This window comes from Acidiluteibacter ferrifornacis (assembly GCF_009909615.1).
GTDB classification, from domain to species: domain Bacteria; phylum Bacteroidota; class Bacteroidia; order Flavobacteriales_E; family Vicingaceae; genus Acidiluteibacter; species Acidiluteibacter ferrifornacis.
Window position 1 is genome coordinate 266,437 of record NZ_WWNE01000004.1, and the last position, 19,573, is coordinate 286,009.

Genomic DNA, 19,573 nt, shown 5'->3' on the forward strand with positions numbered 1-19,573 from the left:
GGATTGAATAAATTAGTGGTTTCAAATATACTTTCCATGCAAGCAAAAGAAGCACAAGCTAGAATTTCGGAACTGACTAAAGTACTGCATCAACATAATTATAATTATTATCAGTTAGATCGCCCAACGATAAGTGATTATGATTTTGATATGCTCTTGAAAGAGTTGCAAGAATTGGAAGAGACGTTTCCTCAATATGCTGATGAGCTTTCTCCAACAAAAAGGGTAGGCGGACAGATTACGAAAAAGTTTGAAACGGTTGTTCATAAATATCCAATGCTTTCATTGGGCAATAGCTACAATCGTGAGGATTTGACTGATTTTGATGAGCGGGTTCAAAAGTTAGCGGGCAGAGCAGTTGAGTATGTTTGTGAATTAAAATATGATGGTGTAGCTATTGGAATTACTTATGTAAATGGGAAGTTGCAGCGTGCAGTTACTCGTGGTGACGGAAGCAAGGGAGATGACATTACTGCGAACGTAAAAACAATTCGAAGTATTCCATTGCAGTTGCAAGGAGAAGATTATCCAAAGGAATTTGAAATTCGAGGGGAGATATTCTATCCACTTTCAGTTTTTCAACGCATTAATGAGGAGCGAGAAGAAGCAGGAGAAGCTACTTTGGCGAATCCTAGAAATGCGGCATCTGGTACTTTGAAAATGCAAGATTCTTCTGTTGTTGCTCAGCGTACTTTAGACAGTTATTTGTATTATGTGTTGGGCGATAATTTGCCAATGGAAACGCATTTTGAAAGTTTAAACAACGCTAGGAAGTGGGGATTTAAAGCGCCTCCGAAGGAAAAAAACATGATTGCAAAGTGCAATTCCATTGATGAGATTTTTGAATTTATTGATTATTGGGAAAACAATAGACACCAGTTAGATTTTGAAATTGATGGAATTGTAATCAAAGTGAATGATTATCACTTGCAAGAAGAATTGGGATATACTGCGAAAAGTCCGCGTTGGGCAATAGCATATAAATACAAAACGGCTCAAGCTAAAACCAAATTGGAGGAGATTACTTATCAAGTTGGAAGGACGGGTGCTATTACACCAGTTGCTAATTTAACACCGGTATTGTTGGCAGGAACTACGGTAAAACGGGCTTCTTTGCACAATGCAGACCAAATCGAGAAACTAGATGTGCGTGTAGGAGATATGGTTTTAGTAGAAAAAGGTGGAGAAATTATTCCAAAAATAGTGGGAGTAGATATAGATCAACGGCCTGCTGATAGCCAACCACATCAATACATTACAGCATGCCCTGAATGTGGAACCGAACTTCGACGTTTGGAAGGGGGAGCGCAACATTATTGCCCAAATGAGTGGGCTTGTCCGCCTCAGATTAAAGGGAAAATGGCGCATTTTATTTCTAGAAAAGCCATGGACATCGATGGTCTAGGGGAAGAAACGATTCAGCAATTGTATGAATCGGGTTTGATTAAAAACATCAGTGATATTTATGATTTAACGGTAGAGCAGCTGTTGCCATTAGAGCGAATGGCTGAAAAGTCGGCGAACAATTTAGTGGATGGAGTGGAAGCTTCTAAAAAGATTCCTTTTGAACGCGTGTTATTCGCTATCGGGATTCGATTTGTGGGAGAAACGGTTGCCAAAAAGTTAGCAAAAGGGTTGAAGAATATTGAGAATATTCAAAATGCAACCATAGAAGAGTTGGTTGCCATTGATGAAATTGGCGATAAAATAGCGGAGAGTGTTCACCACTTTTTTGCGGAAGAGAAGAATCGTGAATTGATTAAAAAGTTAAAAGAAAAGGGACTTCAGTTTGAAATAGTGGAGACTGAATCTACCCAAGCTTCCAATAAATTAGAAGGTCAGACCTTTGTCGTTTCCGGGGTTTTTGAAAAATTCTCTAGAGATGATTTAAAGCAAGCTATCGAAGACCATGGAGGAAAAAATGTAGGCTCAATTTCTGCTAAAACGAATTATTTAATAGCCGGAGATAAAATGGGGCCAGCGAAAAAGGAAAAGGCGGAAAAGTTGGGCGTGACAATTATTTCGGAAGATGATTTTATTGAGATGGTGGGGTAATTATGACTTTTGAAGAAAACCATTCTCATCCACCTCCAGTTCTTCATTGTCAATTAAGTATTGAGCAATTTTAATCACATCAACTTTTTTATACCGCTTAATTTTATCAGCTAAATGAGCAATAGATATTTTTTCTGATTGAATAATTTTAAATATTTCAGCAGTAATTTCTTTAGTCTGAAGCTCGCTTAGGTCCAATTTGTTTTGCTCCAAGCAAACATCACAAACACCACAGCGATGAGATTTTTTTTCTCCAAAATAGGATAATAGCATCTGAGATCTGCATTCTGTGTGTGTGTTTATATAATGGATGACTGCTTTCATCTTTTTAAAAGCATTCTCTTTTAATTTGGTGTAGTTCTCGTTTGAGATACGTAATCCCGCTTGTTCTAATCTTGGCATTGATAACGTTAATTGAGGCAAACTACTCTGTTCGATATAGTCTATTACTTCTAATTGATGTAACTTTTTTAATACCTCAAATACTTTTTGAACTGGGGCTTTCACTTTTTTAGCGATATCATATTCATTGATTTTAGCATATCCATCAAAAAGCCCTTCATAGCTTCTTAGCAACATCCGAATAAACCCATCATAACTAATGTTGGATACTTGAAATTGATACAAATCTTCCTTGGATAAGGAAATCATTATTTGAGAAGGGGAGTGAAATCCTTCAGATAAAATGAGGTATCCCTCTTTTTCTAGAAATTTTAAAGCGTGATAAGCATCGCTAGGACTAAAATTAAATCGATGACTAAAGTTGATAATATCAAAGTGGACAGACATTCCTTCTCCCGAGCCTATCGGAATCTGCAAATAATTTGCTAAGGCTTGATAGCAATTCTTAATAAATGGTATTTCAGGATAATTTTGGGCAATTCTTTTTTGGAGTTCATCCGTCATAGCTGGTCTTACTAGTAAAACAGCATAGGCTTTCTTTTCATCTCTACCCCCTCTGCCAGCCTCTTGAAAATAGGCTTCCAACGTTTCAGGTAAATCTAAATGCACTACAAATCGAACATCAGGTTTATCGATTCCCATTCCAAAAGCATTAGTTGCCACAATTACTCTAGTTTGGTTTTGCATCCACTGTTCTTGCTTTACATTTCTTTCATGATGACTCAAGCCTGCATGATAGTAATCAGAAGAATAGCCATTGCGCTGTAGGTATTGAGCAATCATTTGTGTCCTTTTTCTGCTATTGACGTATACTATTCCTGTTCCCTTTACTCCTTCCAGAACTTTCTTTAAACGACCGTATTGGTCTTCTTCCATCTGAACGATATAAGCTACATTTTTTCGTTCAAAGCTTTTTTGAATCAGGTGGTTAGATTTGAAGCCCAATTGTTTTTGGATATCTTCAACCACCTCAGGTGTAGCAGTTGCAGTTAAAGCTAAAACTGGAACATTAGGCAATAAATCTCTTAATGCAGCAATTTTTAAATAAGATGGTCTAAAATCGTAACCCCATTGTGAGATGCAGTGGGCTTCATCAATGGCAATTAAATTAACCGTCATCTTCTTAACCCTCTCTTGAAATAATTCAGTTTCTAGACGCTCAGGGGAAACGTAAAGAAATTTATAATCGCCATAAACCATATTGTCCAAAGCGATGTCAATCTCTCTCTTACGCATTCCTGAAGTTAATGCTATGGCTTTGATTCCTCTGCTGTTCAAATTCTCCACTTGGTCTTTCATCAAGGCAATCAAAGGTGAAACTACAATGCACAATCCTTCTTTATACAAGGCAGGCACTTGAAAGCAAATGGACTTTCCTCCACCCGTAGGCAATAACGCAAGCGTATCTTTTCCTTCTATAGCAGACAGAATAATGTCTTCTTGCTTTTCGCGGAAGCTATTATAACCCCAATATTTAAGAAGAATTTGATGGATGGTCATGTTTGAAAATTAGTGGAATATAAAACTAAAGTTTTAATTTAGAAGTCTCAAATCTTAAAACGAACTGAAATGAAAAAAATGATTGGAATTTGCTTAGCTAGTTTAGTGACTTTGCTAAGTTTTGGTCAAAATGAAATGACAGAAGCTCAACTAAAAAGTATGATGAGCAGTATGATGGGAGATGTAAAATATAAGGACACTTATGTTTTTTCTAAATCCATCGTGTATTCCACTTCTGAAGTAACTACTTCGGGTGCAAAGAAGAATACAGGTAAAATGGAAATGCTTTTTTCTGAAAATGGAGAAGAGTTTGGAGTTGTTTTACAAGAAGAAAATGGCAAACCTGTGAAGGAAAAAATGACCATGCTGATGGATGTTAAAGGAGAGGCTATGATTACCTTGATGGAAGATAAGTCTGGGGAGCGATCTGGGGTGGCTATGAAGATGCCAAAAGATGGAGTAAATATGATGGGGATGGAAACATCTGAAAATGAAAACGGCTCCATAACCAAAACTTCTCAAACAAAAGTGATTCAAGGTTATACATGCACAAAGTATGTTGGAAAGTCAAGTGATTCGAGCTCAGAATTTTGGGTAGCCAACGATTTAAAAATGAATTTTTCAGATGCTTTTCAGCAATTGTTTAAAACAAAGGATACTGGTTTTAACGATATGCCAGAAGGTACTATTATGGAAGCCACTTCAATAGATGAAGATGGGAATAAGAGCATGTTAGAAGTGGTTGAAGTAAATCCTAATAAATCGACTAAGTTTTCACCAAAAGAATACAACGTGATGTCAATGGGTGATATGATGATGGGAGAGTAAACGATAAATATAAAAGATAAGAAGAACGCCGTTCAATCAATTGAACGGCGTTTATTTTTATAACTCTTTCATCAAAACACTATACATTTTATGCATTGATAAGATATCATTTTTGTGCACTTTTTCATCAGGACTGTGAACCCCATCTTCAGGTGCTCCAATAAAGCACCAGTCTATGGGATAAGACGAGCGTTGCAAAGCATTTCCATCACTACCACCCGCACTTTCTACTTCCAATTGAAAATGAATATTTGTGTTTCTGGCGATTTTTAATATCCGATTGAGGTATTTTTTTCTAGGTAGTCCGGAATCTCTTAAAGAAATTGCGACTCCTTCTCCATGTTTTACCCCATCAGTTACCCAAGTAATATCTGAGATCAAGGCTTGCCTCACATTGAAATTTTCATAAAGAAACTTTCCAAGATAGCCGACACTTCCTCCACCAGTTTCTTCCCAACAGCTAAATACTATGGCACCATTTTCTAATGTTTCTGCTACTTTTAAAGCATTCCAAACGCCTAATCGGTTATCTAGATAACAAGTCTCTATATATTCTTCAGACTCTCTAAAATTACATTTAAATGTCAGGTTGGTGCCTCTGTCAATCGTTCTATCAAAATCGCACCGAATTGTTTTTTCATCCTCGGTTTCTTCAATGATTAGCTTTGTCTCAATTTCACCTTGACTGTCGCTACCAACTAAAATCGTGTCAGCGATTATTCGAGGACCACCAATTTTTATCAATTCGTTATCGTACCCTACTGTAAATCCGATAGAGTCGATGTGTGCATAGATAGCTGTTTTAGGCTGACCAAATACTAAGATTAGACAATCTTGAAAATCTTCTCCTTCAATTATTTTTGGTTGAACTCTCCAATTTGATTGATTTTCTTTAATATAATTTAATAGAAATTCTTTCATTGGCGCTTCGTCACCTGAGGCTGCTCTTACAGAACACATTTCTTTTAGAAGTTGATACATTTTTACAAAATAAAAAAGTCCCGAACTTTGAGTTAAACCTCAGAACGGGACTATTGTGAAAAAAAATATTCTTAATTGTTCAGCATTACAGGCATCACCAACATTAACACGTCTTCATTGTCGTCTTCTTTTTCTACAGGAGTTAAAATTCCTGCTCTATTTGGTGCAGACATCTCAAGATTAACTTGCTCTGATCTCATGTTGTTCAACATTTCCATCAAAAATCTTGAGTTAAATCCAATTTCCATGTCCTCACCTTCGTATTGACATGTCAATCGCTCTGTAGCGGAATTCGCAAAATCTACATCTTCAGCAGAAATATTCAATTCGCTGCCAGTAACTTTTAGTCTTACTTGGTGAGTGGTTTTGCTAGAGAAGATGGAAACCCTTTTGATGGCATTCAAGAAAGTGGTTCGCTCAACTGTTAATTTGTTCGGGTTTTCTTTTGGAATTACGGCTTCGTAATTTGGATATTTTCCATCTATCAATCGGCAGGTTAATTGCGTGCTTGCAAAAGAGAATAGTGCATTTGTTTCGTTATACTCTACAGTAACTTCATCATTTATTGAACCAAGTACGTTTTTCAGCAAGTTCAATGATTTCTTAGGCATAATGAACGATGCATTTTTATCACTAATGGCATCTGTTCTTGAGTATTTTACTAGTTTGTGAGCATCAGTGGCAACGAAAATACTTCCATCTTTTGAAAGTTGGAAAAAGACACCTGACATTACAGGTCTCAATTCATCATTTCCAGAAGCAAAGATTGTTTTCTCAATAGCACTCGCCAACATGAAAGCCTCTAACTTCATCACTGATGGATCTTCAATAGATGGAGTCTTTGGAAATTCAATTGCGTCTTGTCCAGTTAAGTTATAACGACCAAAGTCAGAGCTAATTTCTATCGCAAAGGATTTTTCATCAATAGAAAAAGTTAATGGTTGCTCCGGAAATGCTTTTAAAGTATCTAAAAGTAATTTCGCTGGAATTGCAATAAGCCCGCTATCTTTTGCCTCTACTTTTAACTTGGTAGTCATAGTAGTTTCGAGATCAGAAGCAGAAATTGTAATTTCATTTTCATTAATCTCAAATAAAAAGTTATCTAAAATTGGCAATGAGTTATTGCTATTCAATACTCCTGATATAATCTGGAGTTGTTTTAGCAATGCCGAACTGGAAACAATAAATTTCATGTAAATAAATTATAGTTATTGACTTGATACAAATTTATAAGTTTCAGTAAAATTGACCTCGAAAACTTACAATTACTTATCAACAGCTAAGCTGTCGACTCCGTCAAACGGTTTAAGAATTTGGTCAAATAAATAATTTTGAACAACTAGTGCACGACCCTCATTTATAGAGCTTTGAGCGTACATTCTTTCGTTGTGGTGTTGTAAGGCTCTTCCTTGTAGGTCTTTGGCGTCTTTTTTCACAGGCATCCAGAACGTTTTCAAGGTTTGAATTTCCCCATTCATACGCTCAAGAGTTAGCAAGTATTGAGGAGTTGAATTAAAAATAGAGTCTATGATCTCTTTTTCTGTATTGATATCTTCGTATTCGTATGCTAATGAAGAGGCGCGTTTAAAATAGGGAATTGCTTTTTCAGGAGATAACTTAACTTCAGCTCCTGTTAGGAGGTCGGTGTATTTGAATTGATTATCTCCAAAGTGTTCAAATTTATATTCAGGATGCTCTTTTGAAGGGCTCTCTATAATGATTGATTTGATTTCTTTTGCAGGCATTTGCATTGCTATAGGATTTCTCCATAAGCTTTCTTTCGTAAAAAAGCGGCTAGATAAATAACCAAAATTACTAGGGAGGTGTGTTACCATTGGTCTACTTGATTTTTGCCCCCCTTTTTCTAAGAGCATATATGTTCCCATATTACTTTCCGTTGCCATCCCTACATACCATACTTTAACTGGCTTGTCACCTGACTTATTCGTAAAAATTTCAACTTTAACAGCCGATGAACTAAGGTATTTGATGATGGCAGACATCTCAAGATCAGATACTGGATTCAAGACTTCAATTTGATTAAATGTTTTTAAAATAAGATTTACCGCATCGGGTCGTGCAATATGCTTATTGTTTACCTTCCAATGATTGCCTTCTCTAGCTAAAGTTGCTGATTCATTTAAGGAGGTTATCCTAAATTTCACAACATCAGCTGTATCTTTTACTGCAAAGTCGGTAAATTCTTCTCGAATAGTAGATTTCTTATCATTTAATGAAATGTAGTAAGCCACTCCGGCTAATACTATTACAGCACTTAAAAGTAGAATCGTTTTTTTCATAGTTCAATCAGTTATTGGTGTATTTCCTTTTTCTAATTAAGAAAATAACACCGCCCATTAGCAGGATTAAAATAATTGGACCCGCGATATTAATAACCTGCCATATCATACGATCACCCTTAATTTTTTCCTTGTCCAGTAATCGGATGGTTAAAGTTCTTGAATTGGTTAGCATAAGTCCTGAATCATCAATTAAATAGTTGACACAGTTTAGGATAAAGTCTTTATTTGCGAAGAGCTTTTTAGTAAAACGATCATATCCTAAAGCATAATATTCTTTTGTGCTTTCTTTGACGTAGTTTTCAATCATATCGCCATCGGAAATAACGATCATCTTATTAGGTTCGCTTTTTTCCTTGTATTTCATCAGTTCATTGTCTGCGATACGAGAGGTTAATCTGTTTTTGAACACTGACTCAAACTCACCTTCCAATAAAACGGCTACCGGTACATTTCTTCTATTGTATTGTTCTTTCTGAGGTTCAAACTTAACCATGTCTAGGCTTACGCGTGTAGGCGCTTTTACTAATTTAGTGTATGGAGAAGTTTCCAATAAAACGGTTTTCTTAATATCCGGGTTTCCAACTAAGTCGATAGAGCTTACAAATTTCCCGCGTATTGCATCCAGACCTTTCGCTATAGGATGCCTGTTTTGCTGCAGAAACATGGGGAAAAAATTCCAAGGAAACAAGTCGGTTTTAGTTTGATTGCCTATCATTCCTGTTACAACAGGGATTGGAGCCGATTGAATATCTTGGATAAGGTCTTTGTTAATTCTTACTCCATACTTAAACAGCTGATCATCTAAATTGAGGTTATTACCTAAGGCCATAAAAACATGATTGTTTTTACTATTTAAGCTATCCATCTCCGCTTTCACTTGGTCAATTACCCACAACACTTTTCCTCCATGCATGATGTGCTGATCAATCAAGTATTTATCTTTTTCCGAAAAGGTTGAGTCCGGTTTAGCTATGATTAACAAATCATAAGTATTCATCATGAATATATTGACTGTATCAGCTCCATACCTACTACTTAAAGCATTTAAATTCCCTTTTAAATTAACTCGCTCAATGTCATAGTAGTCCTCTAGCGTTTTTGTGATGTCTGCTGTATGATATTTATCAAGCTCTCCATGGCCTTCGATGAATGCTATATTGGGTTTTTCTATCGCAATAATCTTTTTAATAGACGCTGCTATTTCGTATTCTAACGCTTCGATTGATTGATTGAGCATCACTTCGGGGCTTGCACCTGTTGAGCTCTTGAGCAACTGCAGAGGCGTTTCTTTACCCCGGTATGAAACTAATGCACCAGGCCAAATTAGTTTGTTTGAAATTCCACTTTCTTCTTTTATTTCTAAATCTGTAGGTCTCAAGCCTACTTCATACAACAGCTTGTAAATTTTGTCTCTTTCTTTTTCGTCAGGATTGTCAGAAGGGTTAATAAATTGATATTCAATTTTATCATTAGAGTAGGCTCTAAACTCATCTAACATTTCTTTGGTTTCATCCCTAAGGCGTTTGAAACCTGCAGGGAAGTCACCTTCTAAATAAACTTTAAAGTATACAATATCATCTAGTTCTTGAACCAACTTTTTAGATGGTTCCGAAATGGAGTATCGTTTCTCTGACGTTAAATCAAAGCGATAGAAAAAATATGATCCTATGTAATTAAAGAGTACTATTAGGACGATCCACATCAATAAGTTGGTGAGATCTGTCGCTTTGTTACTTCTTGTTTTATTGGACGTTTTTTTAGACATATTACTTACCATTTACGACTAGATAAAACAGTTTTTGTTAGAACTATAAATAATGCGATCAATCCTACAAAATAGATGGCATCTCTTGTATCAATTACACCTCTGCTCATTGAGTTATAGTGCTCACTTATACCAAGTTTAAGAATGAATAGATCAATATTTCCTAAAAGTGATAATGAACTTATAAAGTCAAATCCTATAAAAATGAAGAAACATAAAAAAATCGCGATAATGAAAGACACAATCTGATTCTCAGTGATAGAAGATGAAAATATCCCGATTGAAACAAAGCCTGATGCTAAGAATATTAAACCGAGGTAAGATCCCCACATGGCACCTAAATCAATATTACCAGAAGGACTACCTAAATAATAAACGCTTCCAAAGTAAACTAGGGTTGGTAATAATGCAATGACAACTAATATAACTCCTGCTAGATATTTAGCTAAAATAATTTGAACATCTGTCAATGGGCGAGTTAAGAGAAACTCAATGGTTCCCGCCTTTTTCTCATCTGAAAAAGAGCGCATGGTAATAGCAGGAATTAAAAACATAAACACCCATGGTGCAACTGCAAAAAGGGTATCAATACTTGCATAACCACTATCCAATACATTATTATTTCCTGGAAAAATCCACATCATTAATCCAATTGTCGTCAGGAAAACCAAGATAACAATGTAACCAATAAGCGAACCTAAAAAACTCTGTATCTCTTTCTTTAATAGGCTTATCATATAAAAAGTAGGATTACAATCTGATTAAAGGCATCAAAAATAACTATTTTAAAAATTCTCATGCGTTAAAGAACCTTAATAATAGTATAGCGTTGCCTGCCTAAAAAAATATACTTTTTGTAAGGAGAACATTACCTTTGCCCGTTCAATAAAAACTAACATGAAAGTATTAAAATTTGGAGGCACCTCAGTTGGATCTGCTGAGCGAATGAAAATGGTAGCAGAGTTGGTTAGCCAGCCTGAGAGCAAGATAGTTGTGCTGTCGGCTATGAGTGGGACAACCAACAGTTTAGTAGAATTTGCTAATTATTTGCACCAGAAGAATAGTGAAGTAGCGAATGATTTGTTGTTGGGCTTGAAAGCCAAGTATAAAATCACAGTGGAAGAACTTTTCTCTACTCCAGATTATAAACAGAAAGGTGAGGAGCTTATTGATTCTCACTTTGAATATTTGAAACAATTTACATTAGACTCTTTCACTATTTTTGAAGAAAAGGCTGTTTTGGCTCAAGGTGAATTAATATCCACCGCCTTGTTTCATCTATATTTACTTGAAATAGGAGTTAAATCGGTGCTATTACCAGCTCTTAATTTTATGAGAATCGATAAGGAAGAAGAGCCTGACAATTACTATATCAAAGAAAATTTACAACGGGAGTTGAATCAATACCCTGAAGCTACTTGCTATATTACACAGGGTTTTATTTGCAGAAATGCATATGGTGAAATTGATAATTTAAAGAGGGGTGGCAGCGATTATACAGCCTCTATTATTGGTGTTGCAGCCAATGCAAGTGAAGTTCAAATATGGACGGACATTGATGGTATGCACAACAACGACCCTCGTGTGGTCGACAAAACACGTCCAATCGAGCACTTGTCATTTGAAGAGGCTGCAGAGTTGGCTTATTTTGGAGCCAAAATTTTACACCCTTCCAGTATTCGTCCTGCTAAAGAGGCGAATATTCCAGTACGACTAAAAAGTACCATGCAGCCAGAAAATACTGGTACTTTAATTTCTTCAGAGTCTAAGGGTTCGGGCATAAAAGCAGTAGCTGCTAAAGATGGAATTACCGCTATCAATATCAAATCGGGAAGAATGCTTTTGGCGTATGGATTTCTAAGAAAAGTATTTGAGATTTTTGAGAGTTATAAAACACCTATCGATATGATTACTACTTCTGAAGTAGCAGTCTCTGTGACGATAGATGATACCAAAAATTTAGAAAAAATAATTTCTGAATTGAATCATTATGGAGCTGTCGAGGTAGATCAAGATCAGAGTATTATTTGTATCGTAGGAGATTTTACAAGTCCTAAAACAGGAATTGCACACACTGTTTTTGAAGCACTAAAAGAGGTGCCTATTCGAATGATTTCTTATGGAGGAAGTAACCATAATATTTCGGTATTGGTGAATAAAAGCGAAACTAAAAATGCGTTACAAGCGCTTAATAATCATTTATTTTAAGGGATGGCGCAGTTTGATTTACAGAAATTTAAAGAGATAGAAACACCATTTTTCTATTATGATGAATCCTTACTAAAGGAAACGCTAAAAATAATAAAATCAGAATCTGATAAGCATCAATTTCATGTGCATTATGCGCTGAAGGCGAATGCCAATAATCGTATTCTAGAATTAGTAAAGCAAGCCGGTTTAGGAGCCGACTGTGTCAGCGGAAACGAAGTGTTGAAGGCCGTAGAGCTTGGGTTTGAATCCAACAACATTGCATTTGCAGGTGTGGGTAAAAGTGATAAAGAAATCAACATTGGTTTAGATTACGATATTTTTAGTTTCAACTGCGAATCATTACAAGAGTTGATTGTGATCAATGAGTTGGCCGAAAAAAGAGATAAAACGGCAAGAGTTGCGTTGCGAATAAATCCAAATGTAAATGCAAAGACGCATCACTACATTACAACAGGGCTTGAAGAAAATAAGTTTGGAATCAATCCGTGGGAATTCGAAGAAGTGCTGAAAGTCCTTGAGGAATGTAACCACATAAAACTAGTTGGATTGCATTTTCACATTGGTTCTCAGATTACAGACCTAGATGTTTTTAAAAGTTTGTGTTTGCGGGTAAATGAAATTCAGGAGTGGTTCATTAGCAAACAAATTTTGGTTGAGCACATCAATGTAGGTGGTGGTTTTGGAATTGATTATGAAAATGTGGATGAGAATCCCATTGCAGATTTTGCTGCCTTTTTTCAATTGTTTGCTGACTTTTTAGAAGTTAAACCGAGTCAACAAGTGCATTTTGAGTTGGGTAGAGCAGTTGTAGCTCAGTGCGGATCCTTGATTTCTAGAGTGCTTTATATCAAGAATGGACAGAAAACCAACTTTGCTATTCTAGATGCAGGAATGACAGAGTTGATTCGACCAGCGCTTTATCAATCCTATCATAAAATTGAAAACATAACTCAAGCAGGCGCCCAATCTTCAGAGAAGTATGATGTGGTAGGGCCAATTTGCGAATCCTCAGACTGTTTTGGAAAAGCCGTGGTGCTACCTTTAACTAAAAGGAATGATTTGATCGCGATTAGGAGTGCTGGAGCTTATGGTGAAGTGATGAGTTCTGCCTATAATTTGAGAGATAAAGCAATAGCTGTTTACAGCAGTGATTTAAAATGATATGAGATGAGAAAATTCCTTTTAACACTTTCTGCCGTACTTTTAATTTCTTCTGCATTTGCACAAGTAGTGGTGCGAACTTTTTTAGAAGATGAAAATAGAGTGCCTCGCGAACGTTTTGTAGACATGCAGCACCTGAAGTTGGAGGTTAGTTTTGAACCCGAAAAAGGACTAGTAAAAGGAAAAGTAGAACACCAATTTACTGTGCTGCAAAAATCAGTAGATCACATCGAACTGGACGCCATCAATATGGATATAAAATCTATAAAAATGGGCGAAGAGGATTTGAAATACGAGTACAATGATAAAATCATTACGATTCAGTTTGAAACTGCTTTGGTTTGGAAATCAAATCATACCCTAAGCATTACTTATGAAGCGACCCCAAGAAAAGGATTATATTTCGTAGGTTGGAATGATCCAAACAACTTAAGTAAAAAGCAAATTTGGTCGCAAGGGCAAGGGATAGATAATCGCCACTGGATACCGATGTTTGATGACATGACAGACAAGGTAATTAGCGAAATGCTAGTAACGATGCCGGAGCAATATCAGGTGCTATCCAATGGTATATTGAAGAAAAGTAAAAGCCTGAAAGGTGGCAATAAGTTGTGGAATTATGAAATTTCACATCCGCATGCGCCATATTTAATTATGTTGGGTATTGGTGAATACGAGATTGAAAAACGAAAGTCTACCTCTGGCGTTGAGATGAGTTTGTATTATTACAAAGGGGAGCAAAATAAAGTAGAGCCAACCTATCGCCACAGTGTAGCCATGTTCGATTTTTTTGAGGAGAAATTTGGTGTAGCCTATCCATGGGAAACGTATGCGCAAATACCAGTTCAGGAATTTATGTATGGAGCCATGGAAAATACAACCGCTACCATATTTGGTGATTTTTACTTAGTGGATAGCAATGAGTTTTTAGATCGGAACTATGTTAGAGTGAATGCTCATGAATTGGCCCACCAATGGTTTGGAGATATGGTAACGGCAAGAACAACTACTCATGCTTGGTTGCAAGAAAGCTTCGCTACACATTTTGATATGACCTATCAAGGAGAGGCTTTTGGAAAAGATTACTTCGATTTTGTGAGAAGGGGATATATTCAACAATCCTTGGATGCTTCTAATAAAGATTTAAGGCCTATTGCTCATTCTCAAGCAGGAACTGTTCGTCATTATCCAAAGGGCGCTTTAGTACTGTATATGTTGAAGAATGTAGTAGGCGAGGAGCAATTTTTTAGTACTATTCAATACTATCTGAAAAAGCATGCATACGGCACTGTTGATACGGAAGATTTTTTGATTGCTTTTCAGGAAAATTTAGGACTGTCGTTAGACTGGTTTTGGGAGCAATGGGTGATGAAAGGTGGAGAGCCGCATTACAAAGTGAACTTCGAAGAATTAGAAAATGAGTATCGCTTTGAGGTGAAGCAAATTCATGAACGAAATGAATTGGTAGGGTTGTTTAAGATGCCGATTCAATTTGAAGTTCATTTTAAAGATGGTTCTAAAGTAGTAAAGACAGAATGGATCGAAAATGAAAGTCATTCTATTTCTTTACCAAAAGAGGAGAGCAAGAAAGTGGATTTTGTCTTATTTGATCCAAACAATGAGATCATCAAGGCAGTTACTTTTAACAAACCATTAGAGCAATTGAAAGCGCAAGCTACAAATGCTCCCAACGCAGTAGATCGATACGAAGCATTGATTGAGCTCAGAGGTGTTTTGACTCCTGCAGAAGTGGCAAGAATGTTCGAAAAAGAAACGTCAACAGATGTGAAATCGGAATTGGTGATTCACGCCATGATGGATTTGTCGTTTCCTGAGAATTATGAGGTTTTCTCCAAGGCTTTTAGTATGGATGATGTAGAAGTTCATAAAACCATTTTGAATAATACGATTATTATTGATGAAGTGAGGGAGCATTTATATGTGTCATTATTGAGTAGTTCTTCTAATATAATAGCAGAGAAAGCATTGGATTTGTTGTGTTTTTATCGCTTAAAGGATGTCGATAAATATTTGGAATTATCAAAAAGTAGGATCGGCAATAGAAGTAAGAATGTCCGAATAAAGTGGTTGGAGTGGAGTTATATGACCACTCAAAACGAAGATCATTTGGATGAGCTGATTTCGTATTTATCCAACTCTTATGAGTTTATTACACGAACAAATGCAGCAGCTGCTTTAGAGCGAATGAATGTGATGAATGAGCAAGGTATCACTCATTTGATTGATGGACTGTTTAGTCCAAATTCGCGTTTAAGAGGTCCGTTGAATGGAACAGTTAAACATTTCTACAACCAAACGATGTATCAGTTGATGATCCGAAATGTGATTTTGTCAAATGATTGGTCCGAGAAGGAATTGAATACGTTGAAAAAGTTTTTAGTGCATTAAACAACGTTGATAGTTTCTCCGTCCACTTCTATTTTGTCGCCTGGTCTAACTTTTAGTCGTTTTCTATAATCTACAACTCCATTGTACTTAACTTCACCATCGTCAACGATAGCTTTGGCGTGACCACCAGTTTCTGCAATTCCTAAAACTTTTAAGAGTTTAATGAGTTCTATGTATTCAGTGGTTATTTTAAATTCCATCAGTTGGTTTTGTTTATTTTGTAAAGCTATGCAAACTTTAAAAGTTGGTCTCATTTCTATTCTAATCATGTGCTGTTTTTTTGCTCATGGGCAAGCGCGAACAATTGAGTGTAAAAACAAGTCCAATGTATTCACATATGGAGAAAAAGTAGATTACACCATATATTGCAATTGGGGAGCTATGTGGGTGGCTGCTGGGAGCGTTACTTTTAGAGTGGATTCTACCGCCATAAATTCCAAGCCATTTTTTAAAATTTCAGGAGTTGGTCAGACCTTCAAAAAATACGATTGGCTATATAAAGTGAGAGATAACTATGAAGTGATTGCTGAGGTTGCTCCATTTCGACCAATTCGGTTTAAGCGGGATGTGAAGGAGGGGAGCAATGAAATTTATGAAGACTATGTTTTCAATCACAAAAGTGGGAAAGTCATTACTTTGAGGAAGCCAGATAAAAAATCGGAATTACAAAAAGACACTGTTAATTTTTCAAAGTGTGCATTTGATGTGTTGAGTATGATTTATCACGCGAGAAACATTGATTATTCTGGCCTGAAAGTAAACGATGTCATTCCCATTACCATTTTCTTGGACAATGAAGAACATTCGTCATATATCCGTTTTTTAGGTCGAGAAGAGTTAGAAGTAAAAGGTATGGGAGTCTTTCGCACCATTAAGTTTAAGCCTTTGCTAATTGAAGGAACCATTTTTAACGCCGGCGAAGACATGACGGTCTGGGTGACAGATGATGCGGATAAAATTCCATTACTAATTGATACACCAATTTTAGTGGGTTCCATTAAGGCTAGAGTTAATGGCATAGAAGGGAAGAATTTACAATTGAAATCTAAGATTCGAGATTTGGAGTGAGTTTTTAATTGGATGAGGATATTTTTTGAAAATTTAATGATGCGGTATTAAATACCCACAATCAAACCAAAAGAACACAAGAATTGAAATAATTTTAGCTGTCAAAAAAAAATCACATCGTTTTACAACGACATGATTCCTTCGATTCCATCTAATTTTTGATAGCGCTTGATAACTTCTTCTGGGTTAAGCATCAATTCTTTTACAGTGATACTTGTGAATTTTCCTCCCGAGGATTGGCGAATATTGATAGTGGCTTCATCTCCAAATTCTTTCTCTACTAAGGCTATTTTTTGATTGTCACTCGGCACAATAAATTTGAACATGTATACGCTTGGCCAACTGAAGTCTTTTTCGAGTTTGTTCTTTAAATTATCGTAATCTTTCTCCATTGTTATTCTGTTGCAAGTTGTTCTACCACCTCCAACATACTTTTCAGTAACTCTTTTTTCTCCTTTTGTTTCTCACGATCAATTCCTTCAGAGAGGATAGAGGCGCAATGTTGGACTTCTTCAACGGTAAACACCGAATCAAAGTTTTCAATGACTGTAAGAGCTTCCAGACAAATCATATAATCGCCTTTTACAGCTTTGTTCACAAACAAAGTAAGGTGCTCAGATCCATCTAATGAAGATTGCCAAAATGCAGAGATTAGAAAATTGTGAAAGTACTTTAGTCGCTGATTATTGAGGCCGTCCACAAGGTAAGGAACTGCGTCTTCGCTTTGTAAGTCAAACAATAGCTGAATAATTCCTGCCTCTATGTCTGGATTGTCGGTTTCAGCAAGTAATTCCAATACGGTTGGCAAAATTTCTGCTTCCCCTTCCGTTCTGATTTCGTCTAAGGCTTCAATAACGGTGTGTTCACTATTAGAAAGCAATTGAGTTTTTAAATGCTCTAACTTTTTGCTTCCTGATTTTTCTTCTTTCATGATAATTTTTAGTTAACGAATAGTCGTTATGCTTATTTAATTGATATAGTTTCTACTGCCAAATATAGCACTTCCAATCCGTACCATGTTAGATCCGCAAGAAATTGCTAAAGAATAATCTCCGCTCATTCCCATCGAAAGAACTTGAAAGCCTTGATCATTACTAAAATGGGTTTGTTTCAATCGGTTAAAAAAAACGTTCAACGAAATAAATTCATTTTTTATTGTTGCTTCGTTGTCTGTATTGGTGGCCATACCCATCAGACCAACAATTTTGATGTTGGGTAACTCGAGTAAGTGGTTGTCTAGAAGTTCAACCACCTCTGTCTCGTCTAAACCAAATTTGCTTTCTTCTTTAGCAATGTAGACCTGTAACAAACAAGGGATGGTGCGATTATTTTTCTGAGCTTCTTTATTGATTTCTTTTAAAAGTCGAAGACTATCAACAGAATGAATAAGGGAAACGTAAGGAGCTATATATTTCACCTTATTTCGCTGTAAGTGGCCAATCATATGCCATTCAATGTCTTTTGGCAGCGCTTCATACTTCGTTGTCATTTCTTGCGCTTTGTTTTCACCAAAAATCCGCTGTCCAGCTGCGTAAGCTGCTAAAATGTCTTCATTGGGCTTTGTTTTTGAAACGGCAACTAAAGTCACCTCCGGACCAACTTCTTCTTTATAAAATGATAAATTTTCTGCTATGCTCATTCCATTCTGTTTTCAATACTATAAACAGTCAATCCGCTTCTTAGTTTTGGTTCGATCCAAGTACTTTTGGGTGGCATTATCAGATCGGCATCTGCCACAGCTTTTAATTGTTCTATAGTAACAGGGTAGTGAGCAAACGCTACTTTGGCTCGCTTTTGATCAACCTCTTGTTGAAGTCGATGTAAACCTTCCAGTCCTCCCATGAACAATACTCTTGGGTCAGTTTTTAAGTCATTAATACCCAAAATTGGTTCTAGAATATTATTCGATAAAATTGATACGTCCAAAACTTCTACAGGGTTTGCCTCTTGGAAGGTGCCCTCTTTAGGCTCTAAACAATACCACTCGCCTTCAATGTACATGCTAATTTCATGTACCTTTTGAGGTTGATACTGTTCACATCCCTTTGCTGAAACTATAAACTGTTTTTCAATAGCATTGATTAATGTGTCTTTTGTATGGTTTCCAATGTTGGTTATAAGGCGGTTGAATTCGTAGATCTTTAAGTTGCTTTCAGGAATAAAAATTCCCATAAAATAATCGGTTGGAATTGCTCCACCCGAGTGCTTTTTTCTTTTTTCCTTTCCAAGAAGTGCCGATGAAGCAGAGCGATGGTGTCCATCGGCAATGTATACTGCGGGTAAATGTGTGAAAGCTGACTTAATCTCAGAAACCTCTTTTTCGTTATCAATCACCCAAAACGTATGACGTACACGATTTGTGGTCGTGAAGTCATATTCAGGAGTATGTGTCATTTTTCTAGCTGAAATTTCATCAATTTTCGGTTCGTTTGGATAGGTAAAACAAACCGGCTCTGCATTAATTTCTACATAACCCAAGTAGTTTTTAAAAAGTTTTTCTCTTTTGGTTATGGTTGCTTCATGCTTCTTTATCACATTGTTGTAATAGTCAGCAACACTGGCACAAGCAATAATACCAATATAAGGATGACCATTTTTGATTTGTCGATACAAATAATAAGCGGCCTTGTCATCCTGCTTTATGGTTTCTTCCGCAACAAATTGATCAAATCTTGTTTTTACTAATCTAAAGCGAGCTGCACTATTTGCCTTTGTACCTACTTTTAAGGTGTGCTCAGGATTAATAACATGTAAAAAGGTAAAAGGATTTTCGTCCAATTTATTCTTAAGGTCACTTTTTTTATAGGACACATAAGAACGTGATGCTACTAAATGAACTTTGTCGCGCACTGGTCTGAAGGCGCGAAAAGGAATTACTTCTGCCAATTGA

17 protein-coding genes are annotated in these 19,573 nt (G+C 36.4%); 6 read left to right on the forward strand and 11 right to left on the reverse strand.

Annotated elements, in window-relative coordinates; translation table 11 throughout:
* The first annotated feature begins 36 nt into the window (after positions 1 to 36).
* Complete coding sequence (gene ligA, locus GQN54_RS04155; RefSeq protein WP_160632250.1) at positions 37 to 2,055, forward strand: NAD-dependent DNA ligase LigA; 2,019 nt, start codon at positions 37 to 39, stop codon at positions 2,053 to 2,055.
* Here ligA and GQN54_RS04160 read toward each other — a convergent pair whose 3' ends face one another.
* Positions 2,056 to 3,957, reverse strand: coding sequence for a RecQ family ATP-dependent DNA helicase (locus GQN54_RS04160; RefSeq protein ID WP_160632251.1), 1,902 nt, complete (start codon positions 3,955 to 3,957; stop codon positions 2,056 to 2,058).
* A gap of 69 nt (positions 3,958 to 4,026) precedes the next feature.
* Between GQN54_RS04160 and GQN54_RS04165 the strand changes: the two genes are divergently transcribed.
* Positions 4,027 to 4,785, forward strand: a complete 759-nt coding sequence (locus tag GQN54_RS04165; protein ID WP_160632252.1) for a DUF4412 domain-containing protein — start codon at positions 4,027 to 4,029, stop codon at positions 4,783 to 4,785.
* Positions 4,786 to 4,842: 57 nt separating this feature from the next.
* Here GQN54_RS04165 and GQN54_RS04170 read toward each other — a convergent pair whose 3' ends face one another.
* The 5 genes from GQN54_RS04170 to gldF all read right to left on the reverse strand — a co-directional run bounded on the left by GQN54_RS04170 (position 4,843) and on the right by gldF (position 10,571).
* On the reverse strand, positions 4,843 to 5,766 hold the full coding sequence (locus GQN54_RS04170) for a zinc-binding metallopeptidase family protein (RefSeq protein ID WP_207554817.1): 924 nt from the start codon (positions 5,764 to 5,766) through the stop codon (positions 4,843 to 4,845).
* A gap of 71 nt (positions 5,767 to 5,837) precedes the next feature.
* Entirely contained in the window at positions 5,838 to 6,959 is a 1,122-nt protein-coding gene (gene dnaN / locus GQN54_RS04175) for a DNA polymerase III subunit beta (RefSeq protein WP_160632253.1), read from the reverse strand.
* A gap of 72 nt (positions 6,960 to 7,031) precedes the next feature.
* Entirely contained in the window at positions 7,032 to 8,066 is a 1,035-nt protein-coding gene (locus tag GQN54_RS04180; RefSeq protein ID WP_160632254.1) for a hypothetical protein, read from the reverse strand.
* 7 nt (positions 8,067 to 8,073) lie between these two features.
* The gene (gene gldG / locus GQN54_RS04185) at positions 8,074 to 9,834 is read right to left on the reverse strand and encodes a gliding motility-associated ABC transporter substrate-binding protein GldG (RefSeq protein ID WP_160632255.1); all 1,761 of its coding nucleotides are present in this window, start codon (positions 9,832 to 9,834) and stop codon (positions 8,074 to 8,076) included.
* Between the two features lie 5 nt (positions 9,835 to 9,839).
* Positions 9,840 to 10,571, reverse strand: a complete 732-nt coding sequence (gldF, locus tag GQN54_RS04190; protein ID WP_160632256.1) for a gliding motility-associated ABC transporter permease subunit GldF — start codon at positions 10,569 to 10,571, stop codon at positions 9,840 to 9,842.
* Positions 10,572 to 10,731: 160 nt separating this feature from the next.
* Here gldF and GQN54_RS04195 point away from each other — a divergent pair, with 160 nt between their 5' ends.
* The 3 genes from GQN54_RS04195 to GQN54_RS04205 are packed head-to-tail and all read left to right on the forward strand — an operon-like array spanning position 10,732 to position 15,615.
* A complete protein-coding gene (locus GQN54_RS04195) occupies positions 10,732 to 12,042 on the forward strand; it encodes an aspartate kinase (protein WP_160632257.1) in 1,311 nt (436 codons plus the stop codon).
* 3 nt (positions 12,043 to 12,045) lie between these two features.
* The gene (gene lysA, locus GQN54_RS04200) at positions 12,046 to 13,206 is read left to right on the forward strand and encodes a diaminopimelate decarboxylase (protein ID WP_160632258.1); all 1,161 of its coding nucleotides are present in this window, start codon (positions 12,046 to 12,048) and stop codon (positions 13,204 to 13,206) included.
* 6 nt (positions 13,207 to 13,212) lie between these two features.
* On the forward strand, positions 13,213 to 15,615 hold the full coding sequence (locus tag GQN54_RS04205; RefSeq protein ID WP_160632259.1) for a M1 family metallopeptidase: 2,403 nt from the start codon (positions 13,213 to 13,215) through the stop codon (positions 15,613 to 15,615).
* On the opposite strand, the gene GQN54_RS04210 is transcribed toward GQN54_RS04205, so the two are convergent.
* Positions 15,612 to 15,815, reverse strand: coding sequence for an RNA-binding S4 domain-containing protein (locus tag GQN54_RS04210; protein ID WP_235932960.1), 204 nt, complete (start codon positions 15,813 to 15,815; stop codon positions 15,612 to 15,614). The genes GQN54_RS04205 and GQN54_RS04210 overlap by 4 nt on opposite strands.
* A 28-nt stretch (positions 15,816 to 15,843) precedes the next feature.
* Here GQN54_RS04210 and GQN54_RS04215 point away from each other — a divergent pair, with 28 nt between their 5' ends.
* Positions 15,844 to 16,683 (forward strand): DUF3108 domain-containing protein, encoded by an 840-nt coding sequence (locus GQN54_RS04215; RefSeq protein WP_235932961.1) that lies wholly within the window; start codon positions 15,844 to 15,846, stop codon positions 16,681 to 16,683.
* Positions 16,684 to 16,805: 122 nt separating this feature from the next.
* On the opposite strand, the gene GQN54_RS04220 is transcribed toward GQN54_RS04215, so the two are convergent.
* Genes GQN54_RS04220 through GQN54_RS04235 form a run of 4 tightly spaced genes read right to left on the reverse strand, consistent with a single transcriptional unit; the run spans position 16,806 to position 19,569 of the window.
* Complete coding sequence (locus GQN54_RS04220; protein ID WP_160632261.1) at positions 16,806 to 17,075, reverse strand: DUF493 family protein; 270 nt, start codon at positions 17,073 to 17,075, stop codon at positions 16,806 to 16,808.
* A 2-nt stretch (positions 17,076 to 17,077) separates the two neighbouring features.
* Positions 17,078 to 17,614, reverse strand: coding sequence for a HEAT repeat domain-containing protein (locus tag GQN54_RS04225; RefSeq protein WP_160632262.1), 537 nt, complete (start codon positions 17,612 to 17,614; stop codon positions 17,078 to 17,080).
* 36 nt (positions 17,615 to 17,650) lie between these two features.
* Entirely contained in the window at positions 17,651 to 18,322 is a 672-nt protein-coding gene (locus tag GQN54_RS04230) for a YggS family pyridoxal phosphate-dependent enzyme (protein WP_160632263.1), read from the reverse strand.
* Complete coding sequence (locus GQN54_RS04235; protein ID WP_160632264.1) at positions 18,319 to 19,569, reverse strand: DUF1015 domain-containing protein; 1,251 nt, start codon at positions 19,567 to 19,569, stop codon at positions 18,319 to 18,321. The genes GQN54_RS04230 and GQN54_RS04235 overlap by 4 nt, the downstream gene beginning before the upstream one ends.
* Positions 19,570 to 19,573 lie beyond the last annotated feature (4 nt).